Origin of the sequence: Pseudomonas sp. D3-10, assembly GCF_051132175.1 — a bacterium.
Classification (GTDB): Bacteria; Pseudomonadota; Gammaproteobacteria; order Pseudomonadales; family Pseudomonadaceae; genus Aquipseudomonas.
In genome coordinates this window covers 1,915,864-1,936,768 of the sequence record NZ_CP071668.1, presented here as the reverse complement: position 1 = coordinate 1,936,768, position 20,905 = coordinate 1,915,864, and the positions used below count along the sequence as shown (strand labels likewise).

30 protein-coding genes are annotated in these 20,905 nt (G+C 55.8%); 10 read left to right on the top strand and 20 right to left on the bottom strand.

Annotation, left to right across the window (positions count from 1 at the left end; translation table 11 throughout):
• Window positions 1-6 precede the first annotated feature (6 nt).
• The 7 genes from J3P90_RS08655 to J3P90_RS08625 all read right to left on the bottom strand — a co-directional run bounded on the left by J3P90_RS08655 (window position 7) and on the right by J3P90_RS08625 (window position 6,401).
• Window positions 7-735: a hypothetical protein gene (locus J3P90_RS08655; RefSeq protein ID WP_434676132.1), complete on the bottom strand. Its 729-nt coding sequence runs from the start codon at window positions 733-735 to the stop codon at window positions 7-9.
• Between the two features lie 151 nt (window positions 736-886).
• On the bottom strand, window positions 887-1,972 hold the full coding sequence (locus J3P90_RS08650) for a minor capsid protein (RefSeq protein ID WP_434676131.1): 1,086 nt from the start codon (window positions 1,970-1,972) through the stop codon (window positions 887-889).
• Window positions 1,947-3,365 carry a DUF4055 domain-containing protein gene (locus tag J3P90_RS08645; RefSeq protein ID WP_434676130.1) on the bottom strand — a complete coding sequence of 473 codons (1,419 nt, stop codon included), beginning with the start codon at window positions 3,363-3,365 and terminating at the stop codon, window positions 1,947-1,949. The genes J3P90_RS08650 and J3P90_RS08645 overlap by 26 nt, the downstream gene beginning before the upstream one ends.
• The gene (locus tag J3P90_RS08640; protein ID WP_434676129.1) at window positions 3,362-4,663 is read right to left on the bottom strand and encodes a terminase large subunit domain-containing protein; all 1,302 of its coding nucleotides are present in this window, start codon (window positions 4,661-4,663) and stop codon (window positions 3,362-3,364) included. The genes J3P90_RS08645 and J3P90_RS08640 overlap by 4 nt, the downstream gene beginning before the upstream one ends.
• Window positions 4,650-5,111: a DUF2280 domain-containing protein gene (locus J3P90_RS08635; protein WP_420765718.1), complete on the bottom strand. Its 462-nt coding sequence runs from the start codon at window positions 5,109-5,111 to the stop codon at window positions 4,650-4,652. Before J3P90_RS08635 ends, J3P90_RS08640 begins: the two co-directional genes overlap by 14 nt.
• A 32-nt stretch (window positions 5,112-5,143) precedes the next feature.
• Complete coding sequence (locus tag J3P90_RS08630; protein WP_434676128.1) at window positions 5,144-5,767, bottom strand: putative metallopeptidase; 624 nt, start codon at window positions 5,765-5,767, stop codon at window positions 5,144-5,146.
• Between the two features lie 301 nt (window positions 5,768-6,068).
• A complete protein-coding gene (locus tag J3P90_RS08625) occupies window positions 6,069-6,401 on the bottom strand; it encodes a phage holin, lambda family (protein WP_434611633.1) in 333 nt (110 codons plus the stop codon).
• A 219-nt stretch (window positions 6,402-6,620) separates the two neighbouring features.
• On the opposite strand from J3P90_RS08625, the gene J3P90_RS08620 reads away from it, so the two are divergent.
• Together J3P90_RS08620 and J3P90_RS08615 are read left to right on the top strand one after the other, a co-directional pair.
• Window positions 6,621-6,923: a DUF6555 family protein gene (locus J3P90_RS08620; RefSeq protein WP_434676127.1), complete on the top strand. Its 303-nt coding sequence runs from the start codon at window positions 6,621-6,623 to the stop codon at window positions 6,921-6,923.
• 76 nt (window positions 6,924-6,999) lie between these two features.
• Window positions 7,000-7,584, top strand: a complete 585-nt coding sequence (locus J3P90_RS08615) for a hypothetical protein (protein ID WP_434676126.1) — start codon at window positions 7,000-7,002, stop codon at window positions 7,582-7,584.
• Between the two features lie 2,028 nt (window positions 7,585-9,612).
• Here J3P90_RS08615 and J3P90_RS08610 read toward each other — a convergent pair.
• The 10 genes from J3P90_RS08610 to J3P90_RS08565 all read right to left on the bottom strand — a co-directional run bounded on the left by J3P90_RS08610 (window position 9,613) and on the right by J3P90_RS08565 (window position 14,003).
• The gene (locus tag J3P90_RS08610) at window positions 9,613-10,158 is read right to left on the bottom strand and encodes a hypothetical protein (protein ID WP_434676125.1); all 546 of its coding nucleotides are present in this window, start codon (window positions 10,156-10,158) and stop codon (window positions 9,613-9,615) included.
• The gene (locus J3P90_RS08605) at window positions 10,155-10,730 is read right to left on the bottom strand and encodes a recombination protein NinG (RefSeq protein WP_434676124.1); all 576 of its coding nucleotides are present in this window, start codon (window positions 10,728-10,730) and stop codon (window positions 10,155-10,157) included. Before J3P90_RS08605 ends, J3P90_RS08610 begins: the two co-directional genes overlap by 4 nt.
• A complete protein-coding gene (locus J3P90_RS08600; RefSeq protein ID WP_434676123.1) occupies window positions 10,727-10,948 on the bottom strand; it encodes a hypothetical protein in 222 nt (73 codons plus the stop codon). The genes J3P90_RS08605 and J3P90_RS08600 overlap by 4 nt, the downstream gene beginning before the upstream one ends.
• Window positions 10,945-11,415, bottom strand: coding sequence for a hypothetical protein (locus tag J3P90_RS08595; RefSeq protein ID WP_434676122.1), 471 nt, complete (start codon window positions 11,413-11,415; stop codon window positions 10,945-10,947). The genes J3P90_RS08600 and J3P90_RS08595 overlap by 4 nt, the downstream gene beginning before the upstream one ends.
• The gene (locus tag J3P90_RS08590) at window positions 11,412-12,194 is read right to left on the bottom strand and encodes a hypothetical protein (protein ID WP_434676121.1); all 783 of its coding nucleotides are present in this window, start codon (window positions 12,192-12,194) and stop codon (window positions 11,412-11,414) included. Before J3P90_RS08590 ends, J3P90_RS08595 begins: the two co-directional genes overlap by 4 nt.
• A gap of 4 nt (window positions 12,195-12,198) precedes the next feature.
• Entirely contained in the window at window positions 12,199-13,104 is a 906-nt protein-coding gene (locus J3P90_RS08585; RefSeq protein ID WP_434676120.1) for a helix-turn-helix domain-containing protein, read from the bottom strand.
• Window positions 13,101-13,244: a hypothetical protein gene (locus J3P90_RS08580; protein WP_434676610.1), complete on the bottom strand. Its 144-nt coding sequence runs from the start codon at window positions 13,242-13,244 to the stop codon at window positions 13,101-13,103. The genes J3P90_RS08585 and J3P90_RS08580 overlap by 4 nt, the downstream gene beginning before the upstream one ends.
• Before the next feature lie 107 nt (window positions 13,245-13,351).
• Window positions 13,352-13,552, bottom strand: coding sequence for a hypothetical protein (locus J3P90_RS08575; protein WP_434676119.1), 201 nt, complete (start codon window positions 13,550-13,552; stop codon window positions 13,352-13,354).
• Between the two features lie 19 nt (window positions 13,553-13,571).
• The gene (locus J3P90_RS08570) at window positions 13,572-13,778 is read right to left on the bottom strand and encodes a hypothetical protein (protein WP_030141993.1); all 207 of its coding nucleotides are present in this window, start codon (window positions 13,776-13,778) and stop codon (window positions 13,572-13,574) included.
• A 30-nt stretch (window positions 13,779-13,808) separates the two neighbouring features.
• The gene (locus J3P90_RS08565; protein WP_434606829.1) at window positions 13,809-14,003 is read right to left on the bottom strand and encodes a Cro/CI family transcriptional regulator; all 195 of its coding nucleotides are present in this window, start codon (window positions 14,001-14,003) and stop codon (window positions 13,809-13,811) included.
• A 109-nt stretch (window positions 14,004-14,112) separates the two neighbouring features.
• On the opposite strand from J3P90_RS08565, the gene J3P90_RS08560 reads away from it, so the two are divergent.
• From J3P90_RS08560 to J3P90_RS08525, 8 genes are all read left to right on the top strand, one after another.
• A complete protein-coding gene (locus J3P90_RS08560; RefSeq protein WP_434676118.1) occupies window positions 14,113-14,928 on the top strand; it encodes a LexA family transcriptional regulator in 816 nt (271 codons plus the stop codon).
• A 752-nt stretch (window positions 14,929-15,680) separates the two neighbouring features.
• Entirely contained in the window at window positions 15,681-16,106 is a 426-nt protein-coding gene (locus J3P90_RS08555; protein WP_434676117.1) for a hypothetical protein, read from the top strand.
• Window positions 16,103-16,294, top strand: coding sequence for a hypothetical protein (locus tag J3P90_RS08550; protein ID WP_434676116.1), 192 nt, complete (start codon window positions 16,103-16,105; stop codon window positions 16,292-16,294). The genes J3P90_RS08555 and J3P90_RS08550 overlap by 4 nt, the downstream gene beginning before the upstream one ends.
• A complete protein-coding gene (locus tag J3P90_RS08545) occupies window positions 16,291-16,488 on the top strand; it encodes a hypothetical protein (RefSeq protein ID WP_030142001.1) in 198 nt (65 codons plus the stop codon). The genes J3P90_RS08550 and J3P90_RS08545 overlap by 4 nt, the downstream gene beginning before the upstream one ends.
• A gap of 161 nt (window positions 16,489-16,649) precedes the next feature.
• Window positions 16,650-17,384 (top strand): hypothetical protein, encoded by a 735-nt coding sequence (locus J3P90_RS08540; RefSeq protein WP_198795953.1) that lies wholly within the window; start codon window positions 16,650-16,652, stop codon window positions 17,382-17,384.
• Window positions 17,381-17,944: a siphovirus Gp157 family protein gene (locus tag J3P90_RS08535; RefSeq protein ID WP_198795952.1), complete on the top strand. Its 564-nt coding sequence runs from the start codon at window positions 17,381-17,383 to the stop codon at window positions 17,942-17,944. Before J3P90_RS08540 ends, J3P90_RS08535 begins: the two co-directional genes overlap by 4 nt.
• Before the next feature lie 246 nt (window positions 17,945-18,190).
• Window positions 18,191-18,652: a hypothetical protein gene (locus tag J3P90_RS08530; protein WP_434676115.1), complete on the top strand. Its 462-nt coding sequence runs from the start codon at window positions 18,191-18,193 to the stop codon at window positions 18,650-18,652.
• Between the two features lie 594 nt (window positions 18,653-19,246).
• Complete coding sequence (locus J3P90_RS08525) at window positions 19,247-19,489, top strand: hypothetical protein (protein ID WP_434676114.1); 243 nt, start codon at window positions 19,247-19,249, stop codon at window positions 19,487-19,489.
• Between the two features lie 32 nt (window positions 19,490-19,521).
• On the opposite strand, the gene J3P90_RS08520 is transcribed toward J3P90_RS08525, so the two are convergent.
• The 3 genes from J3P90_RS08520 to J3P90_RS08510 all read right to left on the bottom strand — a co-directional run bounded on the left by J3P90_RS08520 (window position 19,522) and on the right by J3P90_RS08510 (window position 20,474).
• Window positions 19,522-19,776, bottom strand: coding sequence for a DUF7660 family protein (locus tag J3P90_RS08520; RefSeq protein ID WP_434676113.1), 255 nt, complete (start codon window positions 19,774-19,776; stop codon window positions 19,522-19,524).
• Between the two features lie 13 nt (window positions 19,777-19,789).
• Window positions 19,790-20,194: a hypothetical protein gene (locus tag J3P90_RS08515; RefSeq protein ID WP_434559803.1), complete on the bottom strand. Its 405-nt coding sequence runs from the start codon at window positions 20,192-20,194 to the stop codon at window positions 19,790-19,792.
• Window positions 20,195-20,285: 91 nt separating this feature from the next.
• Complete coding sequence (locus J3P90_RS08510; RefSeq protein ID WP_434676112.1) at window positions 20,286-20,474, bottom strand: hypothetical protein; 189 nt, start codon at window positions 20,472-20,474, stop codon at window positions 20,286-20,288.
• Window positions 20,475-20,905: the final 431 nt, after the last annotated feature.

The following is a 20,905-nucleotide window of genomic DNA, read 5'->3' as shown; positions in this document are numbered from 1 at the left end:
ACTCCATTATTTAGGCAATTTCAGGTAGGCGTCCTGGCCGTGCTTCGTGATGAACTCACGCTTGGCCGAAGGCGTCATTTCGGAGCGTTTCAGCGCGGCATTACCGCTACCCCCGCCCGGGGCATTGGTTCCTGAAGCCCTAGGCCACAGATGAGGTGCGCTTTCGCGCAAGGATTCCGCCCATTCGAGCGGCGTCAGAGGGGTCTTGCCGTCTTTGCCAAGGATGACCTGGCCTTCCTTATCGATCGCAACTGCTTCGCCCTCTTCATTGAGCGTGAACTGCCCTTTGGCACGCAGAATCAGATCCTCCGCTGCCTCAGGAAGCGCTCCAGCCTTGATGGCCGCAGAACGGATGGAGTCGCCCAAGACCTTGTCCCGGAACTTGCTCGCGAAGGATTCGGCTTTGTCAGCACGTTCCTTTTCCGCCTTTAGTTGCTTTTCGAAGTCGCCACGCAAGCGCTCCGTGCGCCTGGAAAAGACTTCGTCAATCTTGCCTTCGGTGAGGAGTTTCGTTTCTTCATCCTCGCCGGCTTTGGTTAACAGCCCCTTCACCGCGTTGATGTCCAGGCCTTCGAACTGAGTTTCGAACTGGCTGAGTTTTTTGGTGGTTTCCTTCAGCTTGCCCAGTAACTCGGTGTTCTTGGTTTTCAACCCGGTCACAGAGGCTTCCACGGCAGTCGCGATTGCGGTCTTGATTGCCGGATTTTCTAGGTCGATTTCGTTTTCTTCTGCCACGTTGAGGCACCCCTTGGGTTCGTATAGCCCGCTTCGCAGGCGTAAAAAAACCCGCTAGAGCGGGTCGTGTTGAGTATTTTTGGGCAGTGAGATCCGACTGCCGTCACTTGGCGAGATGAAGGCAGGCGAACAAGGACGTCGCCTCCTTACCTCAAAGACCTGCCATTTCAAACGCCAGCGGCTCCAACTCTTTCATGCGGGCCAGCGTCATAGGCGCGAAGTTGCGATCTAGCTGCAACTCCGCAAAACGCTTGATGGTCAGACCGCCCTCACGAAAGAGCTTGCCTCGCGCCGGTCCTAACGCCACGTCCTGAAACGAAGCAGACTGCTGCTGGAGCCAATGGTAATAGTCGAGGCTTGCACTGACCTGCCCGGCTCCGTCCGCACCCACAGCGGCCCGTGTAGCGCCCTTACCGAAGGTTTCGCTGAGCTTGGTCAGCAGGATGAATGTGGTTCGGCAGTTCGGGTGGAACGGCGGACGCGGCCCAGAATCGACCGGGAAACGCCGCTTATCCATGGATCGGCATTGCTGACTTGTCTTGCTATCCAGAGTGGCAACCATTTCGACTTCCGTCACGACGTCCGTATTGGCCCGTGCCACCTCCATGCGCGCCTGCGACGAGACATGCTGGATCGCTGTGCGCACCACTGTGCTCGCGTTTCGATTGGTGATTGCGAGAATGCCGTCTTTGTAGTCCGTCGCCTTGGTACCGCGAATGTTGCGGATGATCTGGAAGTTCGTAAGCCCTTCGAAGAAGCCCTGGCGTATCGCGCCAGTGACGCGCTCTCGCTCAGCCGCAGTCCAACCCTTGATAAAGGCTTTCAACAGCTTTCCGCCACCCGTGCCGCGCACGCTGAGAGGGTTTGTCAGCACTGCTGTACGAATCGCAGCCGCTGTCGGAGCAACCACGTCTAACGCCACGCCGACCGGTGCCGATTTGGCAAGGCTTGTCACCTCGAACTCGGCTTCGTAATTGGCGATATCCACTAAGTCGAGGTTCAGCTGATTGCTGAAGCGATCGAATATGCCCAGCAACAGGCTATCGACCTCCTTGAGCAGCGCCTCCAGACGCCTGACGTTGTATTCGGAGAGGTCGCTACGCGTGAGTCGGTCGCGGATCGATCGGTCGATCTCCTTGAGGAACGGAGCGAATTTGCCGACTTCTCCGGCCTTGAGCTTTTCGAGAAAGACAGCGTGCCGAACCGTGGCATCAAGGATCGCTTGGTTTGCCGCCATCTATTTGTTCCTCGTCATCCAAGCCCAGGCCATCGGCCTGCTCCAGCAGCTCCCCGTCAATCTGCTGATCGGTGCGTTCAGGTGCGATAAGGCCCAATTTGCGGAGATAGGCTCGTAGGTCGGATTTGGCGAAGCCGCCGTTCTGCCATAGCCCAACCAGCGCGGTGATCATCTGAGGATCAGCCGTCAGCTCGACGAACTCTTGGTTGATCTGATAGCTGACCTTCGCATCACTTACCCCCATGTACTGGCAACACCACATAATCGCCTGGGTATAGGCTTCGCTGACGTTTGCCACGCAACCGGCTAGGACCGACGTCGATGCAGACTGGTCGCCCCGGGATTCAGTCGCTGTTTTGGCTGTGAGCGACGCCACAACCATGCGAGCACCGAGCTCGATCATCATTTGGTTCTTGTCGGCCATCGCCTCTTTCACCAGCGTGTTCGGCTGTGGCTGCGCATAGCCGAAGGCACCACCAACTGGCAGCATCATCGGAGCGCGGGAACCGACATAGACGCCGCTCGTCTCCATCCAATCGCGCCACTGTTCATCCAGGCCGGAAATCCAGGGCTGAGCTTGTCCACACCAGAAGACGCTGTCCTCGTAGTCAGCGCTGTTCCGATAGTGGCCGAGGTTGATCATGGCGATGTCGTACAGGGGCGACTCGTCAATGCTAGGGTCGTTGTTCTGCGCACCAACAAAGGTGAACGGGATTTCCTTCAGGCGTCCGTTACCGCCCGCAGGCTTGAACTCCTCAATCACAACCAGCGGCCCGCCTCCCTTTGGCCCGGATCTTCGCCATACACGACAGACGAAACCGTCCGCCTCAAGGACCAGTTCTCGATATTGCTCGATCACTTTGAAGCCGAAACCATCTTCGATTTCGGGCCACTCCCGCAGCACAACCAAGGTGAGCACACTGCGACCGTTCACCATGCCGGTACGCCAGTTGATGATGTCCTCGGCGCAGTACGAGAGAATGACCGCCCGACCGCCGATACCATCATCGGGGTGGTAATCGACGTACAGACCATGCCGGCCAGCCTCAAGCACCTTTTCTAGCGTGCCTTGGGAGTGCTGATAGATGCTGACGCCGGAGCCGTTGGCATTGTCCTGAAGGTACTCAAGCTTCTGCGCAACGGTCAGTGTCGGGTCTTTGTGGAACGCCAAACCGAGTAGCCCATTGCGCGTGTGCCCGGTCGCGTTCTTGAACACGGCTCTCTCGCGATAAGCCTTGTTTCGGTCCACGTTCTCCGGCGACTTGTCGTGAGCGTTGATATACGGCAAACGATCCACTACTCGGTGCTGGCCGGCACAGACGTCGCGTACGGTCGCCCAGCGGTCCAATGCCTCCAGATAATCCGCACGTTTGAAGGAGACGTCGTTGCTCATCGGGCGTATCCCATTTTCATTGAAGTGACCGGTTTAACGATCGGGTATTCGCGGTGAATGAAATAACCGCCGCCGTCGTTGGCGTGGTCGTTTCCTTGTGTTTTGTCAGGCTCACCATTGGCTGCCCAAACCTGTTGCTCCAGACCGTCGGCATAGGTCGGGCATTTGAACGGATTAACCAAATACCTCCGCTCGCCTTGGGCGTTGCAGAACATGGCGTTCATGGCGTTGATCCGGTCTTTCACTGGTGGGTTAGCCGCGGGAGCAATGACCGTGAAGCCGGCCTGCTTGAGCATGGCAATATCCGTCATGCTGGCATTGACCGACTTGCGAGAATCACCGGAGGCGTCCGGGTAGATTCGGATCTCGCAGGTCTTCCTGAAGTCGTTACCGTTGTGCTCCCAGTACCGCTCTTTGATGCGGCGGATCATGTCCGGCGTGTCGTAACCATTTATCAGCTCATCGACTGCTCTGGGCAGGCCCTGGTCGCGCTTAACGTGGGTAATCGCCGCCATCTTGCCGACGTTGAAGTCCATACCGATGAACAGAGGCTCTCCAGGCTGCACGGTGTCGAAGCACTGGTTCAGCTTGCGGTCGTAGGCGTGATACACCGATCCAGATGTCAGGTTCACGAACTGGCCGTTCAGGTAGGCCCTGATCAGTTGCTCGGGATACGACTCCATCAGCGACGGGATGTAGTCGTCTGGCAGATTCAACTCATTGTCGAATGTGCTCGCCTGGACCAAGCCGTACATGCCGCTTAGCGCTGGTTTCTCGCGAAGCTGCTTTACGAATTGCTGATAGACGAATTTGAAGCCCTCAGGCGTCGTGGTGACGTCTACTCCGTTCTTCAGCCCAGGAACGCTATACCGCATCCGCGCGATGATCTTTCGCCAAGCTTGCTGCGCCTTAACGGACGACAGCACATCCAGCTCATCCACTAGCGCATGGCCGATTTTGAAGCCCACGATGGTTTGAGGCTTCTCCATCGACCGGCAAATCACCGTTCCCCGGTACTGCCGACCGCTGTAGATGTGAATCTCATGGTTCGCCTGGTTGATCTTGGTCTTCAGTCCCCAGTCATAGGCCACCTCATCCATGGTCGGATAGAAGATGTCTCGGATCTGGGGATACGTTGGTGCGAAGTAGCCAGCGTTTACGCTCGGCCATTCCATAAAGTGCTTGCTCAGTGCTGAGCAACCCACCCAGGTCTTGCCAGAACCGAACCCAGCAACGAAAGCGCGAAACTTGTTGGGCAACGTGAGGAACTGAGCCTGGGGAACGTTAAGGCTCGGCATTCGGCTTCCTCGCATCCACTACGTCCACCTGGATACGAGTGGGAACCGCCGGCTCGTCGTCCGGCTCTTCCTTGCGCGAGCGGTTGACGTACATATCGCCCGTCTCTTTCGCCGCCTGCTCCAGGATCTGCATCGCGAGGCTGATGTTCTTCATGCTCTCGGCCTTTTCCACGAAGCGGTTCAAGGCGCGAAGGCGAAACGCTCGGTTGGCGATGGGGATCTCTGCCGTTTCTTCTCTGAAGCGCTTGCGAGTGTCCTCAAACACCGTCCGCCACTTCAGCGCTAAGTCGCGCCCTGCGTATTTCGTGGGGTCGTAGAACTCGCATTGCTGCCGGCTTACCTCGAGTCCGAAGGTGTCCTTGACTGCTTGCGCCACTTGGCTTGGCGTATCGAAACAGGCGAGGGACTGCACAATGAAGCGCTTTACCTCATCTTTCAGGGCTGCCATATGGGTTTATTCCGTCAAAGTCTGGTCAAGTGTCAGGCCGACTTGAGGAGACAGGTTCCGCAGGCCCTCGCTATGTTCAGTTTCCCCACCTCAGCAGGGTTGTTTGCAGCATCCACCAGAGCTTGAACGTCAGGCGTAGCGCCGTAGCGGCGGACCACACCTACGAACTCTTCCACGTCGTGGCCTCGAAGCTTGATCTTCGGCTTCCCGTCTTGAGTGAATGCTGGTTGACCGTATTTGTCGGTCGCGTGAGCTAGGTGATACAGCTCGTGTTCAATGAGTGCGCAGAACTCTAGATCGCTGCATTGGGCGCAGTAATCGGCGGCCAAGGTGATGATGAAGCTCGGCACATCGCCGAACCAATCACACATCTGCTGCTCCATCCGGGCCTTCTGCCAGCCACCGGCACGGAACGCCACTAGCTCGGCCTGGCCCAGGACTGTGCGGCCCTGCTTGTTGAAGCTCGACGACGCCCACATAACCCGGACGTCTGCATCCAATAGGTGGGCATGGTCTAAATTGTAAATGCTACCGGTGTCGGCAAGGATCTCTGCCTGGAGCCATTCCCACACTTCTGGCGCAGGGACCAGGCGCATTCCTAGGCCGGGAAGATCGGACAGGTCGAGTAAAGCTGCTGGCGGCATTGGTCGATTCATTTCTTCCCATCCCGCCCGTTCAACTAAGATCAGCTGTGTTCAAAAAGGAAATGAACAGGTGACCCAATGCATTGATGAAAAAGCTGTATTGAAGGCAGCATCTGCATGGGCGGAGCGAACCGGGAGAAACACCGAGAAGGTATGCTCTACCGCTCAGGACGTCATGCGAAGGCTCAGGTCTAAACTCAATGCCTCCTTATATCAGGGCGCTCTCAAGCAGCTTCATGATCAATACACCAGGTGGTAGTGGTTTTGACCCATGTCGCGACACAATTTGCTGATGCGCGAAACGTGTAGCGCGCTACTCGGCCTTGCGGCCAGGAAGCTTGAAATCAGTCACCCGGTCAGCAATGGAGCGGATCTTCTCCACCCCAAGGAAACCAACCCAGCCACCGACGAATGTCGCCATGCTCTGGGGCAGCGAGAAAAATTCAAGCCCGCTGATGATCGTCAGGGCCAGGCAGCCACAGATGGCGCCCTCTACGATCATCTGGCGCCTTGTGCCACCACCGTACGTGATTCGCAGGACGGCCATAGCGCAGGACAACGCAGCCGCATAGAGGATTGGCGAATGCTGGCTCAACCACGCAAGCGCTATCGCCCAAGTGTCTGGTTTGTCTGGCATCTTCGGTATCTCAGCTTCCTCCCTTTCGGGGGGATATATACGAAACTCGGCGAAGGCCGAGCTGATCAGGGACTAGTGATTATGCGGAAAGGCGGCCGCACTGAATTTTTTTAGATTTGCGCAATCTATTTCTGAGCGCGTCGGCCCCTAAGCGGTCGAGCGGTAAAACCCCTAATAGGTCAGAAACTTAAGCATGGCTAGCGACTGCCGAATAGGAGCCAGCTGAAGGTGCAAACTCTTAACACTTACGAAATCCACTATGTGTTCGGCGGCGTAAAAAGGGTCACGCTTCACACTGCAAGCCAGATGAGTGATGGCGATGCCTGGACACTCGCAGCGATAGCATGTGGCGTATCTTTCAGCGTGATGTTGCACGCTCAACTCTTGTCAGCTGTTAGAACAGTAGCACGGAGCCATGGAGTCTCAAATGTCCGCTGGAATCTTTCCCCTCGGTACGCAAAACCCAACACATTAGCTGCGCAGGGCATGGCGAGGACAGGTGATCTTTCTTCAGCCGTCATTGGCCAGTAATCGCTCGCGAGAATGAAATATTGCCAAGCACACCGCACGCCACCACAGTATCATTCTGATATTAAGGGTCTAGATCATGCCTTGGGAACGTTCAGATAAAAAGCGCTACTCGGGAAAGATCGAGGGCATCTTCGCCTCGATCACCGAGGCGTGGGATGTCGAAGACTTTATTGATCAATATCTTGTTCTGCGTGGATTCCAAGTCAACGACATGAACAGGGAACGCATTGCGCTACGGTTGGAAGCGGCTCCAGGGCGACCACCCTATCGCGCAGTGCAGTTGGTAGCGTGGCTAGACGAGAATTACACGGCTGGTGCCCTGACCTCTAGTGAACGTTCCGAAGCTGATGCGAGAACGTCTCATGATCAGCCGGCCAGTACAACTCCCGCGGCGGTTTCAGACCGCTGTCTATTTCAGCCGCGTAGCGTAACTGACCTCGATACAAGTTCTGCAGGCGCCAAGCTTAACCATATGGAACTACCGAGCGCCACGTTCCCAGCACCGGTCAACCAAGTGGCTGAGCCTATGGCGAGCTCGACTGAGTCCAGGGTTACTTCAGAAATATACAAGCCGTTTGGAGACGGCCAGCGGGATACAGGTACGAATGAGCCCCCGCAATTTGCGCATTGCCGAAACAAAAGTGATGGGGACTCTGTGTAGGTCAGCCCCAACGGTACTCCCATCAGGGCAATGGGTGTGGTGGAGCCGGAAACGAAAAGGCCTCTGCGGATGCAGAGATCCTCGATAGTGCTCGACCTGCTTTACAGAGGAGGTTCAGTAAACTATTCAAATAGCTTTTTGACGAAATCAATTTCTTCTTCAGTCAAATTCGCAGTATCTGGTTTCTGCGAGAGTATTGGGCATCTAATTGACATTGCTGCATGCCAAGCCCTTTGCCAGAGGACCCACTCACGCTCAGTTGCTGCATCTAAATAGCCATGCTTGGATCTAGCGAGCTCATGGGGCTTACGTACAGCTTCAAACTCTTCTCTCATTTTCTCCCGCTAACCGGCTGTGTTTCGGACGAACCATAGTATCGGCGTCGGGCTGCTTTTCTTTAATGCGTCTCCGCCGCGGCTTGGGGAACCGCCTGACAAATGTTGGGCCAACCCTCGGTTTAGGCCATCAAAGTCCTGACCAGCGTGACAAGCCAGTGAATCTAAAAATTTGGGTAATCTTGGCGCATAAGAATGGCGCTTGGCCGGTATCAAGATTCGTGCGCGACCAGCGCGATCTCAATCAGCGCAAGTTGGCGAAAGGCGAGTCGAACCCCTTGCGCTTCTAGCAGCTCCGGGTTCAAATCGGGTTGACCACTGCTGGGCGCCACCTGCCAGAAGCGAAAAAGCCCAACACTGGGGTTGGGCAATTTGGTCGAAAAACCAGATCTCGGAGATGCTAAATCTCAACAGCAGAAATTACCGAGATATCACGGCCCTCACGCTCCTTGACTTGCTCCTTCGCTAGACAAGCACTGCTTGCACCAACGACAGCGGTCGTTACCGATGAGCTATTGCCGCGAGTGAACGTTACTCGAAATATTTGTACGCTCATCCTTCAATCCCACCTCGCAATATCAAAGCGCCATATGCGCATGTCTATGTATCGGACCGAGGCGAAGCATTCAACAACATCCCGACATATGGCGGGATTTTTGTGACGTGTGGTGCTGGTATCATTTCCGTACGCTGAAATGTCCGGCTAATCGACGTCCAGGCCTCCATGAGGGCTGTCCAGGCGATGAAATCGAAGCGATTAAGTCCCGGCGCAGTGGCCGGGTTATATGAGTCGCGCTGTTTAGCGGCTCATTTGGCGCCGCCGTTTCCGCGATCCGTCTGAGCATACTGGTCGGTCCCAAGGATGCCCGGGCGGCTGATTCCAATCCTCAGGCCTATTGCCGTCGCCATGTTTGGGCTCAGACTCAGTTTGTTCAAAACGGGAACCATGCCCCTTCCGGGCGTCGGGCGTTGTCTCATCTGGCCCAAGATATGGGGCTCGGGGGCAATGGTTGTCATTTAACATGGTATGCCTTCTCTCTCAGTGCGCAGAACCTGCGCATTGCGCATATAGGTGAAAGACGGCGCTCGGAATGGATTTGCTGGTCTCGACGAGCAGCCAATAAAAAGCCCAGCTTGATGGCCTGGCTAATTAGATATCAATTGGATGGCTGGAGTCTGTGGTACCAGTAGAGGTACAGAAGCCCTAAAGGCGCGATAAAAATTGCCAGGAACCAGCAGACGAACATCGTGATTATCTTTGCGCCTAGCATCAGCAAGGCATTCACGAAGAACACATTTCCCCCCATGATGAATCCCACCACACTTTCGTACACGAATCGTGCGTAGGGGTACAACAGGGTACTAACTACCGCAAGGGATGTGTTGGCAAAATCAATCCCAGATGGAGACCGCGACTTCATGTAGATGAAGAACGCCGCGAACAGCGCTCAGAAAAAAAGCTGTCGGGCGTAATAGCTCGGGGTCAGGCCGCCAAAGGTCATAGCAAAGAATTGCCGCATAAGATCCATCTCATGGTTCGAAATTTGAGCCCGGATTTTAGCAGTCCAACCTATCAACCAGTAAATCTTAAAAACAAAAAGCCCAGCATCTATGGCTGGGCTCTTTCTATAATCCCTATCAATACGCAGGAACGGCAGGATGGGTAAATAATGGCTCATTGGCTCAAATCAAGTCAAGCGGCTTTTGTTTCAATAAGTCCCTCTGCATCCAACAGCGTTTGGGCAGCAACTAAAGCCTCATCAACTTCGCGTTCCAGCGCCTTACGTATATCCCTCCGCCACCGCTCCTGGGTCTTGATCGGATAAGGCTCTTCAGACCAATTATCCATCTCGTACCACGCTGCTGGCAGCACGGTTGTCGAACGTTTGCCACTGACTCCAGCTGGCTTGGGTAATGCCCAAGTAACGATCGCACAATGTCGAAATCGCTCAGGTGCTGGTGAGCGCACAGTCTTTGTCAGCTCAGCGATGGCGGTGTGTTTGCGCTCGGTGTGAGTCGAGAACTTCGCCACGAGCACACGCCAATGCGCGGAAGAAAGAGATCTATGCAGTCGCCCGAATACCCAGCAGTCCGTGAGAAACGCAGCATCCCTCCCCACCATCTTGCCGACATGCTTGCCGCTTTGCACCTTAGGTTCAAAGTCGCATCCCCCTGCTGAGCTGATGGTTTCGGCGGCCAGCGCCCGGACGACTGCGGAAATAACGTTGCGATAGGTCATGCTGCGGCCCTCTTCAGTTCTCTGGCCTTTGCTCGATACTCGGCCTTGATGGTCTTCAACTCTTCGATGGTGTACTTGCGGGGCTGATGAGGCCCTTCTAACCAAGCCACCTTTTCTTCGCCAATCCGTCTCACCAGCTCGATTCGATAGTTCACGATGTTGCCGGACTGGTGGTTGTTGCACGGCGCACACTGACGCCAGACGTTCAGCGGCTCAAAGCGAAGCTCGGGGCTGCCTCCAACTGTGCGGTAATGACCTGCATGCCATTGCCCGTTGTGGTGCCGGCCACAACTCACGCAGGGAAGCCCTGCATCCCGCAGTCGAACCCAAGCATTGAACGCGACCTGCGCTTCCCTCATGTGCTGCGAGCGTGACTTGATTCGCTCCTTGGCGGCTTTGATCGCTCGGCGCTCTAGCTGGGCCAGTGACTTACGTTCCTGCTCCCGTTTGACCTGGACCAAAGCGACTGCACATGCCGGGCTGCATACCACCTGGCCTAAACGTCTTGGCGGAAAGCCGACGCCGCATGCAGGGTTCTTGCACTTCTTCGACTTGGGCTGCTTTGGAATCATGCAGCCACCTCAAATTGGTCCATCGGCGCCTCCATCCGCATCAGGTATGTCTGCGCCCGGCGATGAGCCATATTCCTGAGGAACCCGGCGCGCTCCAATCGGCGATCTGCCGAGCTCGCTCCGTTGTATCGATAGCAGGCAAGATTGAAGCGAGCCCTTTCCGACCAGAATCGGTGGTTGGCAGCTGGGCACCGGCTGATTTCCTCGAAAGTCGTCATGCCGCCTCCTCGCTCAACAAGTCGGAGAACACCACGCCTTGGCGCGTGAAATACGTGGCGATGCGATCCGTGTAGGCGATGCCCTGGGCACGGTTGAACAGGCTGGTTACTGGAAAGCCGTCAGGACCGAACAACTTGTGCTCGCCCATCATTGCGAGCTTTTCCTCGTAAGGCAGGTGACGCATAACCCGGTACCACGCCGCTTGAAAGCCGGCGTCTTCGTTGAGCAGGATTTGCACGCCAAAATGCAGCTTGCAGTAGCGACGAGCGTCTGCCGCATCGCCGATCTCGGTCATTTCTGCAATCCGCTTGTACATCGCGAACCAAAGGGCGTTCTGGTCCAACGTCCGATCCTTTCCTGGGCGGAGGGACACGACCACATACTTCTTCTCACGGTACATAGTGGTCAGGCTGGTGATTGCCTCGGTGAGTTTGGATTGGCAATTGACGCTGATTCTATCGGTCATTGAGCCGCCCTCCTCGCTTCCAACTCCCGGACTTGCCGCATCAACAATGCCCGGCGATCCGCCAACTCACTTGCTGCCTCAATCCGCATTTCATCCTGCTTCTCGGCGTTAGCCGCACGCATTTTCAACATCGACTTCTTCACCATTCCTAGCTTCTCTCGCAGCTTCGGCGCCGGTCGGGCAACTGTCCCAGTGATCAACCCGGCCAAGGCGCGTCCGTCCTCGGTAATCGGTTCAACACTCAGGTCAGCGAGATACTTCTGTCCCCGTTCCTGCGGTATGCGCTGCATCTGCATCGCCTTGGTGATTGCCTGGATTCGACGGCTCGCGTCAAATCCCACAGAGACATGCCAGTTAACCGGCTTGGCCTCTTCACGGGCCTGGCTTACCAAACGCTCGTAAGCGCTGATGAACGCCATCCGGGCACCGATCTTGTCCCCGGCGTCGAGGACAGGCTTCGCAGCGGCCAGGGCGAGCTGGATCTCATCGGTAAGCACCACGGTCTCAAACTCATCACTGGTGGCTATCGCGATGGCCCAGGCTTCGTCCTTGCCAGGACGACCGTCGGCAGCCTGGACGCGTTGGAGGATGGCGGCCAAGGTCAGCTTTCCGCTCAGCTCCCGTCGGCAGGATTTCAGAGCACTGGCGACCACCGGGACGGGGTATTCCGAAAGATCGTCAGCCATCATTTCAGCCGCGTCTGCGGTCAGGGCCTGACCAAGCACTTCGGCAGTGGCGGTGATTGCCAGGGCCAGCTGCGCGATCTGGTCGGAGGTCATGCGCTCACATGAACTCATTGGCTTTCCTCCTTTCGCGATCCATGATCCGGCGAGCAGCGTCCTGGCCGGCGGCGAGGTTGGCCTGCTTGCGCTCGATCTGCTGAGCCGTGGTCAGGTTCATCCGGCGGTTGGTCATCCACTGGGTGTGATAGGCCTCTGCCTTGGTGAGCAGGTCACCGATGCCGTGGCAGCCGTTGATCAGCCGCGAGTCGTCGATGGTCAGGAAGTACGCGGCGACGTGATGAGCGACATCGGCCCCAAGGCGGTCAACCAGCTTGCCGACCTGCCCTGCGACTTTGGCGTTCCACACCGGCCATGCGTCGTACCGCTTGCGGTAGGCCATGGCGTAGTTCGCCCAAGCCTTGAAGGTTTTGCAGGACTGGTCTTTTGGCCCTGGCATGTCGGCGGGAATCTGGCACCGCGGTTGCTGGGGAGTGAACGGAACGATTTGGCCCTTCGCGACCTTGGCCGCAGCCTGGGTCGCAATTGGTTCAATGACCGGTTCATTGACTGGTTCAAAAGAGTGACTGGTTCTGGGTGCAGCTCCTGCACTACCCCCTGGTGCAGCAAATTCACTAGGGGGTGCATCTGCTGCACTACCCTGGTGAATTTCTTGCACTACCCCTGGTGCAGGAGGTTCACCACCTAGGGTGAGGTAGTAGACGTTTGAAGAGTTACCCTTTGGGCCACCCTTTCTGACTTCCTTGCGCAGCAAACCACAAGCACAGAGCGCGGCTATGTGGTTCATGACAGAGCGCTTGCTGATCTCGCACTGATCAGCAATATGCTGGTACGAAGGCCAGCACTCCCCCAGGTCACTGGCGTTGTCGGCCAGTTTGATAAGCACCAGTTTGCGCAACGGATTGCCAACACGAATCTTCATCGCGGCAACCATAAGTCCCATGCTCACGCTGCACCTCGCAATGCCCGGCGTTGGGTAACCGGACGCAAGCCACTGTTCAGGGTTCTACGCGACACCTTTTCGTCACCGCCAATATGTGTCGCGACATTGGCCGGGGTATTGATCGAGTGATTTGGATAGCGCATCATTTGCTCTGCTTCTTGTTGTACCGCTGTGAAAAACCACCCTGCCCGGTAATTTTTTTACGTCTGGAGGAAAGTGAGTCCCTCTTCAGGCCCTAAGTGAGGGCCTCAAACTATCCAGGTGAGGGCCTCTTCAGTCCCACCAGGGTCAAAATCGGTGCTTTACGCCTTCCAACGAAGGCCGTTGCGCCTGAGGCGATTGCCTCAAGCAGGATCTCGTTCACCGCCTCCTCGAACGTCCACCCTCTTGCTTCCATGAGTCGATGAACCTTGGCTCGGATCTCGGGCGGCACGTTCTCTTCAGTAAATTGCATCGTGCCCTCCTGAGGGCCTCTAGCCCGCGATATCCTTCAGATCCTCCGGCATTAGTGCTTCGATGGCGCCGTTTACGGCGGCCCACTCAAGCATCTCGAATAGGTAGGTTGCGTACTCGCGGCGGCTCTTGTCGGCGGCACGTTGCAGTTGCCGATCCAAGAGCGGATAGAGACGAATCTTGCGAGCGATGTCTCTGCGTTGGTTGAGGGGGTCTTTAAATCCCATCGGTGCAAAACTCCTTAGTTGTGGGGAGGATTAGGCTGCTGATTTCTGTGAAGGAAATGGGCGCCGCTCAATAGCGGAATAAGTGCCGTCGTCATGACACGCTACGGTGACGTGCCTACCAGCACGGATGGCCTTACTAAGCCCACCCTGCGTGAGGCCAAGAAGCTCGGCAGCCTTGGTGTGCCCGTGTTTTTCAGCGAATTCAGCAAGGGTCAAATGACGCATGGATGCGCCCTCAAGTTGGGTACACGGAGATAGTATGACCGCCGGTATTGTTTATGGTCAATACCGGCGATATTGGTCGCTTGAATACCGCAGGTAATATGATTTGGGAATGACTAAAGACTCTCGAAGACTCCCACTTGCCGAGTGGCAATTGGAAGATAGTGACCGCCTGAAGGAGATCTTTCAGCGCAAGCGCTCGTCCCTGAAACTGACTCAGGAAAAGATCGCAGCCGAACTAGGCGATGGCGTAACACAAGGAGCAGTCAGTCATTTCATGAACCGCCGTACCGCCCTGAGCCTTAAGGCGGCGGTGGTTTTCGCCAGGATGCTCCAGGTACCTGTTTCTGAATTCAGCCCCGAGCTAGCAAAACAGCTCGAGTCAATGACGTCGGATCCGACGACAGTAAACAATAGCCGCCTCAGTACAGACACGCCGCCAAATGTGAAGTCTCCAGCTAGTAGCAATTCCCCTCTTCCCGCTGAGGGTGATATTGGAAACGATCACTATGCCTTCATCCCGCAATACGATGCGAAAGCTGCGGCCGGTTTGGGAAGCGAGAACCCGCACGTAGAAATCAGATCCACTCTTGCCTTCAAGCGAAAATGGCTAAAAGCTAAGCGCCTGAAGCCCGAGCAATTGATCGTGATTTACGCTGACGGTCAAAGCATGTGGCCGACGATTAATCACCGAGATGTGTTGTTGGTAGACCTGTCCATAGTCGAACCAATCCACGGCCAGGTTTTTGTCTTGGCGCACGGCGAAAAGGCAATCGTGAAACGTCTTGTGAAATCGCCTGAAGGCGACTGGATCATCCGAAGTGACAATCAGAACAAGGTTGACCACCCTGATCGGGTGTTCACCGGCAGTGATGCGTACGAACATCGAATCATCGGTAAGGTCATCTGGCGAGGCGGAGATCTTTAGTCCAACCGGCAACCAGTGGTAGTGACGCCGATAGCTCAATAATGAATATCGAAATTGATGCATCGGAAACAAGCCCGCCTCGGCGGGCTTTTTCGTGTCTGGCAGCTCCCCTACCCAAACAGTTTCTCGCTCGCAATCCTCCTGGTGGCCCGAATCATTCGAGTCGAATTTCCGGATGCCCATAAAACACACGGTAATCACGCTGGACGAGCCAACCCTTCCTACAGACATCCCACCCTTCGGCTGCGCTTCGGTAGGGAGTCAAGTGGAAATCAAAAAAAACATTACCGGAGGTATTGACGGCGCACATTACCGGCGGTAATTTTACTTCGGCGAGACGTGAACGACTCGCCAGGGCCTGAAGAGACCCACAGCTCTTTAACAACACGCGCCATAAACGATTACCCGGCTCACGCTGGGAGGTCAGCCCCGGCCACACCTGTGGGGCGAGAGGAAGTCAGGTGAACAAAATCGCGCCGCGACTACTGGCGACCGGCGATCCGATAGCCCTGAAAGGCTACCAACGCGCAGAACTGCGACGGCGGACGAGGTGTTGACCGAACTGGCGAATGACCCGGTAGGAGGCGTGAGCGATACAGCTTTTTTCACTGATGCACCTGGACCTCCGGGTGCATTGGGAAAACGACTGAAAGTTCATCCGGTGCGCCCTCTTCTGCGCGCTCCTAGTTACTCCTCGCGCTGCCGAGCCGCAGCCAGGTTTCAGATCCACACCTCGCCAGACGGAGGCCTCTATGACCGCTGCATTAAAAATCAGCCAACCAATAAAAATCGTCCAGTCCCCTCCGATGGCTAGCGAGGATACTTGGGAAAATGCACGAGCTGAGTGGTTGTACAACGCTGTCGAGAGCCTGCTGGCCGGGGTAGACGTTAAAGTTCAGCGCCGCATGCGCCGGCCCCAGATAGTAACCACGGCTCAGCTCGCTCTGGCGATCGACGAGCACGTGAACAACCGGCTCGCAGACTGCGAGGTGCATTCTCCGGCACTGGGTTGGTTGATGCTCTCTTTGGACAATGGCAGACCAGACAAGAACGCGATCGCTGAGCTCCTTGGCCCGAGCGATCACCCATTGGGCAAGCGCGGCGAGATCGCTCAAACGCTACTTGAGCCCCTGGCTGATGACGCATTGATTGCTCAAGCAGAGGACAACGAACTGTGAGTCCTCACATCGCAATCGACCAAGCCCTAGCAGCGCTCGAAGAGTCTGAAAGCAAAGATTTAGACGACACGCTCGCCGAGGGCCTGATTGTCCGCCACTTCACGTCAGGCGGGATCACACCCGAAGAATTCCATCACTACAGCGCACGCCTGCTGAAGATCAGCCGGAAGCGCAAGGAGGCGCGATGAGCACTGCACCAGTAAAAACACTGATCGATGAACAGTTGGATGACATCCAGCGCAGGATAGCCATCATCGGCTATGGCATGCCGTTCAATGAGGTGATCGGACGGAGTCGTGACGAGCGCGTCGCAGATCTCCCACGACGCCTCACAGCAACCATGCAGGGCCGGCGAATCGCTGTAAGGGTTCGGCCTAGATGACCAGCCATCAGCGAGCCAGGCGCCTTCTCATCTGGCGTGGATCCTTCTCAACCATCGCCTTCTGCTTCTTCTTGATGCTGTTCAGCGCCCTGGCTGATCGCGTCACTCAATGACTTCAGCTCTGTACGCAGCGCCCCTCGTCGGTGGCGCGGAGAATAGTTATGTCCAATACCCGCATCTGGGATCAGGTCAACGTAACCGATCCCAGCGCAACAAAGAATTTCACTGGCATGGGCGGTTTTAAAGGCACCGCCATTAAACCCACCTACCTGATGCGCAAGGCCACGGAAGTGTTCGGCCCGTGCGGCGAGGGTTGGGGTTGGACAGTCCTTGAGGATCGCTTCGACGAAGGCGGCCCTCTTCAGGCTCCCACCAAGGAATGGCCGGACGCTCCACGCATTAACGCCAAGCTGCACACGTTGAAAATTCAGCTCTGGTACGTGGGCAAAGATGGTCAGAAATGCACCGTCGAGCATTACGGCCACACCCCTTTCGTCCATCTCCAACAGGGGAAGATCGTCACTGATTGGGAGGCCGCGAAAAAGTCGCTGACCGATGCTATCGGCAAGTGCCTCCAACCCCTCGGGTTTGCAGCCGACATCCACATGGGCCTCTTTGAGGACGCCGCCTATGTCGATGCGGTGCGCGATGAGGTAGCGATGATCAAAGCTGAAGACAAGGTCGCGGAAGAGGAACGCCAGAAGCAAGAACGGCTGGATTACATCAGGTCGGTTGTCGAGACGATGCAAGGTGCCCAGTCGCTGCAAGAACTCAAAAAGATCCATGACCACGCAGTTCGACGCCTGACCGCGCGTAAAGACGATACGGCGGTCCGGCGCATCGCCAAAGAACTGAAAGACCTTTCTGCGAAATTCGAAGAGGAGTCAGCTGCATGACCCAGCTATACGCACTCTCCGGCAAGCTCGCCGAGATCCAAGCGATGGCCGACGTCGATGATGAGGGACTTAAAGAGGCCCTACAGCACGCCCTGGAAGAGATCCAAGGCGAGTTCGAAGTGAAGGCCGACAATGTCGTCATGCTGCGCCGGAACATTGAAAGCGATGTGGCCGCGATTGAAAACGAGATTGAGCGTCTCACCGAGCTCAAGCGCATCAAGAACAACAGCGTGGCCGAGATCACCGACTACCTTCGCCGGAACATGGAAGCGGCAAATCTCAAAACCATTAAGCGTCCCCTTTTCACCATTACCCTGGCCCTCGGCAAAGAGAAGGTAATCGTGGACAACGAAGACGCCGTGCCGGATGAGCTCATTGCCGTGAAAACCAGCATTGCGCCCGATAAGAACGCTATCGCCGCCAAGCTCAAAGAAATCCGCGATCACAACGACGCCGTCCGGAAGCGGATCGAAGCTGGTGAAGACGTCGAGCATGAACTTCTGCCCGAACCGTCCTGGGCGCACCTGGAACGTGGAGATAGCTCCATCCGAATTAAGTGAGGCAAAGATGATTAGCAATCACCTCAGCCTGATCGAGCTGCAGCGGCGGAATGCAGAATCGATCGATGATCAGATCACCAAATATCTCCAGAAGGGCGGACGAGTCGTTCAATTGGAGGCACCGCCTTTCAATCCGATACGACCGCCCCGCTCCACCCGGATAGACCCGGAAACAATCCTGAAGCGGAAACGAGAATCGCAGCCTCACGCCAAGCGGAGGACGAGACGCAAAGCGGTGTACACGCCATGAGCAAACGTAAAGCGAATAACAACGTCGCCCGCGCCGAACGAAAATGCCGGGCATTGCTCAGGACCAACCATGTCGCAGTGGTAAACATTGACCCGAGCGGCACGCAGGTCATGATGAACTGGAAAAGTTGCCGCCAGATCCGAACGCTTGAAATCGCTAACGCAATCTTCGATTTCGCCTACCACTGGACAATCTATATCGCCGGCATGTGCCGAGACGACCGCGGAGCCGAGTACATCAAGTCAGTGGAGATATCGCCGGAAGGCGTCTACAAGGTGCAAAGTCTTACGGATGCTATCGAGCATTACTACCTGGAGCTTTGCAATAGCTGCAATCCGAACCATCTGGTGGCGTCTGGCTGGATTGCGATACCCGACGATGTGTGTCTGGGAGAGGGGCAAGCCGCGAAGCTATTCTCTGCCGTCGGCGCCTGGAATCAGGTCAGATTAGCCGCTTGATACCTTTTTTGGGCTCGCCATGACAGATCATCTATTCGCCCCGCTGTACTGCCAGCTTGTTTAAGGTCATAGGCCCAGCCGATCAATTTCCCAGAAGGCTTCAGTGGCGGCATTTTGTGGGCAAATACGGCGCTGTACCTGTGCACCAGCGGAATGCAACCCTGAGCGCTAACGAAAGCGAAAGTGTCTCGCATGCGCTCTACGTCAAATTTATTGCCTAGGTAATCCTTCAACAAACGGCGACTAATTATGTAATGTCCACACTCAAGGCAAATGACATCACCCCAATCACCGTATAGGCCCTCGCGATACGTGTCGCCCCAACAAATCCAGCAACTGCACTTCATTCCACTTCCACCTCCCGTTTCCAAATTGGATTCTAGGCAAACGGGTTGGGTTCCTCCTAGGATGAGGTCGCTGGCGAGCCGTTTGTCGTGCCCCCCGGCAGATGGGCAGCCTATCGGAAACGCGACCCCGTCAGGCACCAAATGCTGAGGATTTCTAAAACCCTGCTGCGTCGAATTGGTCGATGGCATCAGAGGGCGACGACGCCCCAGCCCGGCGAAGGTCAAACTTGCGTGTGCGGAGTACCAAATGTCTAACGAACCTTTCAACCTACCAGCCGGGGCGATGCGCGCTGCTGACAAGCTACTAAAAGACATCGAGACCGCTGGATCGATGATCCTGGCCGTCAAAAGCGGTGCAAAAGCTCACGGATTTGTGATCGGCCTAACCTGCGCGGGAGCCATCACCGAGGATCAAGCCGACCTAATTCTGGACCGGTTCGACCACGCGACGGAGAGAAGGCTTAGAGACTTGGCGCTTAACGCTAAATAGGAGTTTTTTCCAACAGCACTCAAACGCACGGGTCATTCATAGATCTTTCCGCAGTACAGAAAAACCGCAAACTGACGCCAAGGATTAGATGGATCAAGCCCTTGCCTGATACCGAAGTCGCTGGATTCAGCCCAAGCAACGGCAACTTCCAAAAAACCATCTATTGTATCGTTTTCCCAATCAGTGCTATCCGCTGAGGCTGCCGCTCTATCTGCCATCAGAGCATGGACAAATCTAAGAAAAGATTGGTCGTCGTTGACTTCTTCTAGGAGGTCATAGGGGTCCATCGTCGCTTCATCCTTAAGGGGTGATCGGCTTATCTATCCGCTCACCAGATTCCATATCCTCGATCTTAAAGTCCCACCAGTCTTCGCTTGGCATCGACTTGAGACCGTACTCACGCCCGGCTTTTAGGTAAACGTCCCGAAAAATTGGCCTCGTCGCTCTTGTTCCCGTCCACTTCTTCACTTCCAGACGGTGTTTTCCCGGCGACAAGCGATATTCTGTACGCTGCGTGTACAACGCATACAGAGTGTCTGCTCCATCTACGCTGGCAATCGTGAGCGTCTTCTCTATCGCCCGAATACCTGCGGTTTCGGAGTTAGGTAGCCCCTCCGCTGCTTTCTCAGTGTAGGACTTACACCCAGCCGCCATAACGATAATCATAGCGAAACCAAGGATGCTGAAGCCGCGCTTGAACTGCATAAACCGTCCTGTACTCCATTCGTGGATCGGCTATTCAACCCCATCCATTATAAAAATGCCATCATAGCGCCATCGCCACGGAGCGCCTGGATCAGTCGAGATCAAATCCATTGGGTATGAGAGTCGTAGATTTGGTATAGGTCGCCAGATCTATGATCTCGCGGAGGAAGACGACTACCGCCAGTTTCTGAGCATCGTCAGGCAATCCGATCCATTTCAGCATCGCCCTTGCATCCTCCTCGATTGCCGCGAGCGCATCTACGTCGTTTTGCAGTCTCATGTCCGCCTCCGGCCAGTGTGCTCGGATAAGTGATAGCCGTATATTACGAACTATGCCAACCAACGCAGGGGACTGGAGATCCCAGGCCGCAGCATGGCACCCCCGATCGCAGCTGCAAGAAAATATCCTTCTACAAATTTCAGCTTGGCCGGGAAAACCGATAAATAGTCCTCGACTCGAGAAGCGGCTAACAACCGGGCACGACAAAACTAAAGAGCAGCACCGCTCAAGTTGTCAGACTACGAATGGGAGAAAGCCAGCGATTGCCGAAAGGAGGAGCCGGCCGAGGCGGTGGCTATGCGATGCTATCAGCGCGAGAAAGCCTAGCGTGAGAGCATCGCCGAAGGGTTTCGGCCGCATTAGAAAAAGAGGTATGCCAAGAAACTGGCCATAGGCAAGTTCAGCTATATATGTCAGGAGAGGCGGCCATC

Coding starts and splice junctions, on each gene's coding strand:
- J3P90_RS08610 (WP_434676125.1), bottom strand. CDS start 10,158: ATGACCTATCGCAACGTTATTTCCGCAGTCGTCCGGGCGCTGGCCGCC.
- J3P90_RS08595 (WP_434676122.1), bottom strand. CDS start 11,415: ATGACCGATAGAATCAGCGTCAATTGCCAATCCAAACTCACCGAGGCA.
- J3P90_RS08640 (WP_434676129.1), bottom strand. CDS start 4,663: ATGCCGAGCCTTAACGTTCCCCAGGCTCAGTTCCTCACGTTGCCCAAC.
- J3P90_RS08555 (WP_434676117.1), top strand. CDS start 15,681: ATGACCGCTGCATTAAAAATCAGCCAACCAATAAAAATCGTCCAGTCC.
- J3P90_RS08525 (WP_434676114.1), top strand. CDS start 19,247: ATGTCTAACGAACCTTTCAACCTACCAGCCGGGGCGATGCGCGCTGCT.
- J3P90_RS08630 (WP_434676128.1), bottom strand. CDS start 5,767: ATGAATCGACCAATGCCGCCAGCAGCTTTACTCGACCTGTCCGATCTT.
- J3P90_RS08615 (WP_434676126.1), top strand. CDS start 7,000: ATGCCTTGGGAACGTTCAGATAAAAAGCGCTACTCGGGAAAGATCGAG.
- J3P90_RS08605 (WP_434676124.1), bottom strand. CDS start 10,730: ATGATTCCAAAGCAGCCCAAGTCGAAGAAGTGCAAGAACCCTGCATGC.
- J3P90_RS08575 (WP_434676119.1), bottom strand. CDS start 13,552: ATGCAATTTACTGAAGAGAACGTGCCGCCCGAGATCCGAGCCAAGGTT.
- J3P90_RS08650 (WP_434676131.1), bottom strand. CDS start 1,972: ATGGCGGCAAACCAAGCGATCCTTGATGCCACGGTTCGGCACGCTGTC.
- J3P90_RS08600 (WP_434676123.1), bottom strand. CDS start 10,948: ATGACGACTTTCGAGGAAATCAGCCGGTGCCCAGCTGCCAACCACCGA.
- J3P90_RS08635 (WP_420765718.1), bottom strand. CDS start 5,111: ATGGCAGCCCTGAAAGATGAGGTAAAGCGCTTCATTGTGCAGTCCCTC.
- J3P90_RS08515 (WP_434559803.1), bottom strand. CDS start 20,194: ATGCAGTTCAAGCGCGGCTTCAGCATCCTTGGTTTCGCTATGATTATC.
- J3P90_RS08565 (WP_434606829.1), bottom strand. CDS start 14,003: ATGCGTCATTTGACCCTTGCTGAATTCGCTGAAAAACACGGGCACACC.
- J3P90_RS08645 (WP_434676130.1), bottom strand. CDS start 3,365: ATGAGCAACGACGTCTCCTTCAAACGTGCGGATTATCTGGAGGCATTG.
- J3P90_RS08510 (WP_434676112.1), bottom strand. CDS start 20,474: ATGAGACTGCAAAACGACGTAGATGCGCTCGCGGCAATCGAGGAGGAT.
- J3P90_RS08570 (WP_030141993.1), bottom strand. CDS start 13,778: ATGGGATTTAAAGACCCCCTCAACCAACGCAGAGACATCGCTCGCAAG.
- J3P90_RS08560 (WP_434676118.1), top strand. CDS start 14,113: ATGACTAAAGACTCTCGAAGACTCCCACTTGCCGAGTGGCAATTGGAA.
- J3P90_RS08535 (WP_198795952.1), top strand. CDS start 17,381: ATGACCCAGCTATACGCACTCTCCGGCAAGCTCGCCGAGATCCAAGCG.
- J3P90_RS08545 (WP_030142001.1), top strand. CDS start 16,291: ATGAGCACTGCACCAGTAAAAACACTGATCGATGAACAGTTGGATGAC.
- J3P90_RS08530 (WP_434676115.1), top strand. CDS start 18,191: ATGAGCAAACGTAAAGCGAATAACAACGTCGCCCGCGCCGAACGAAAA.
- J3P90_RS08540 (WP_198795953.1), top strand. CDS start 16,650: ATGTCCAATACCCGCATCTGGGATCAGGTCAACGTAACCGATCCCAGC.
- J3P90_RS08520 (WP_434676113.1), bottom strand. CDS start 19,776: ATGGACCCCTATGACCTCCTAGAAGAAGTCAACGACGACCAATCTTTT.
- J3P90_RS08590 (WP_434676121.1), bottom strand. CDS start 12,194: ATGACCTCCGACCAGATCGCGCAGCTGGCCCTGGCAATCACCGCCACT.
- J3P90_RS08580 (WP_434676610.1), bottom strand. CDS start 13,244: ATGATGCGCTATCCAAATCACTCGATCAATACCCCGGCCAATGTCGCG.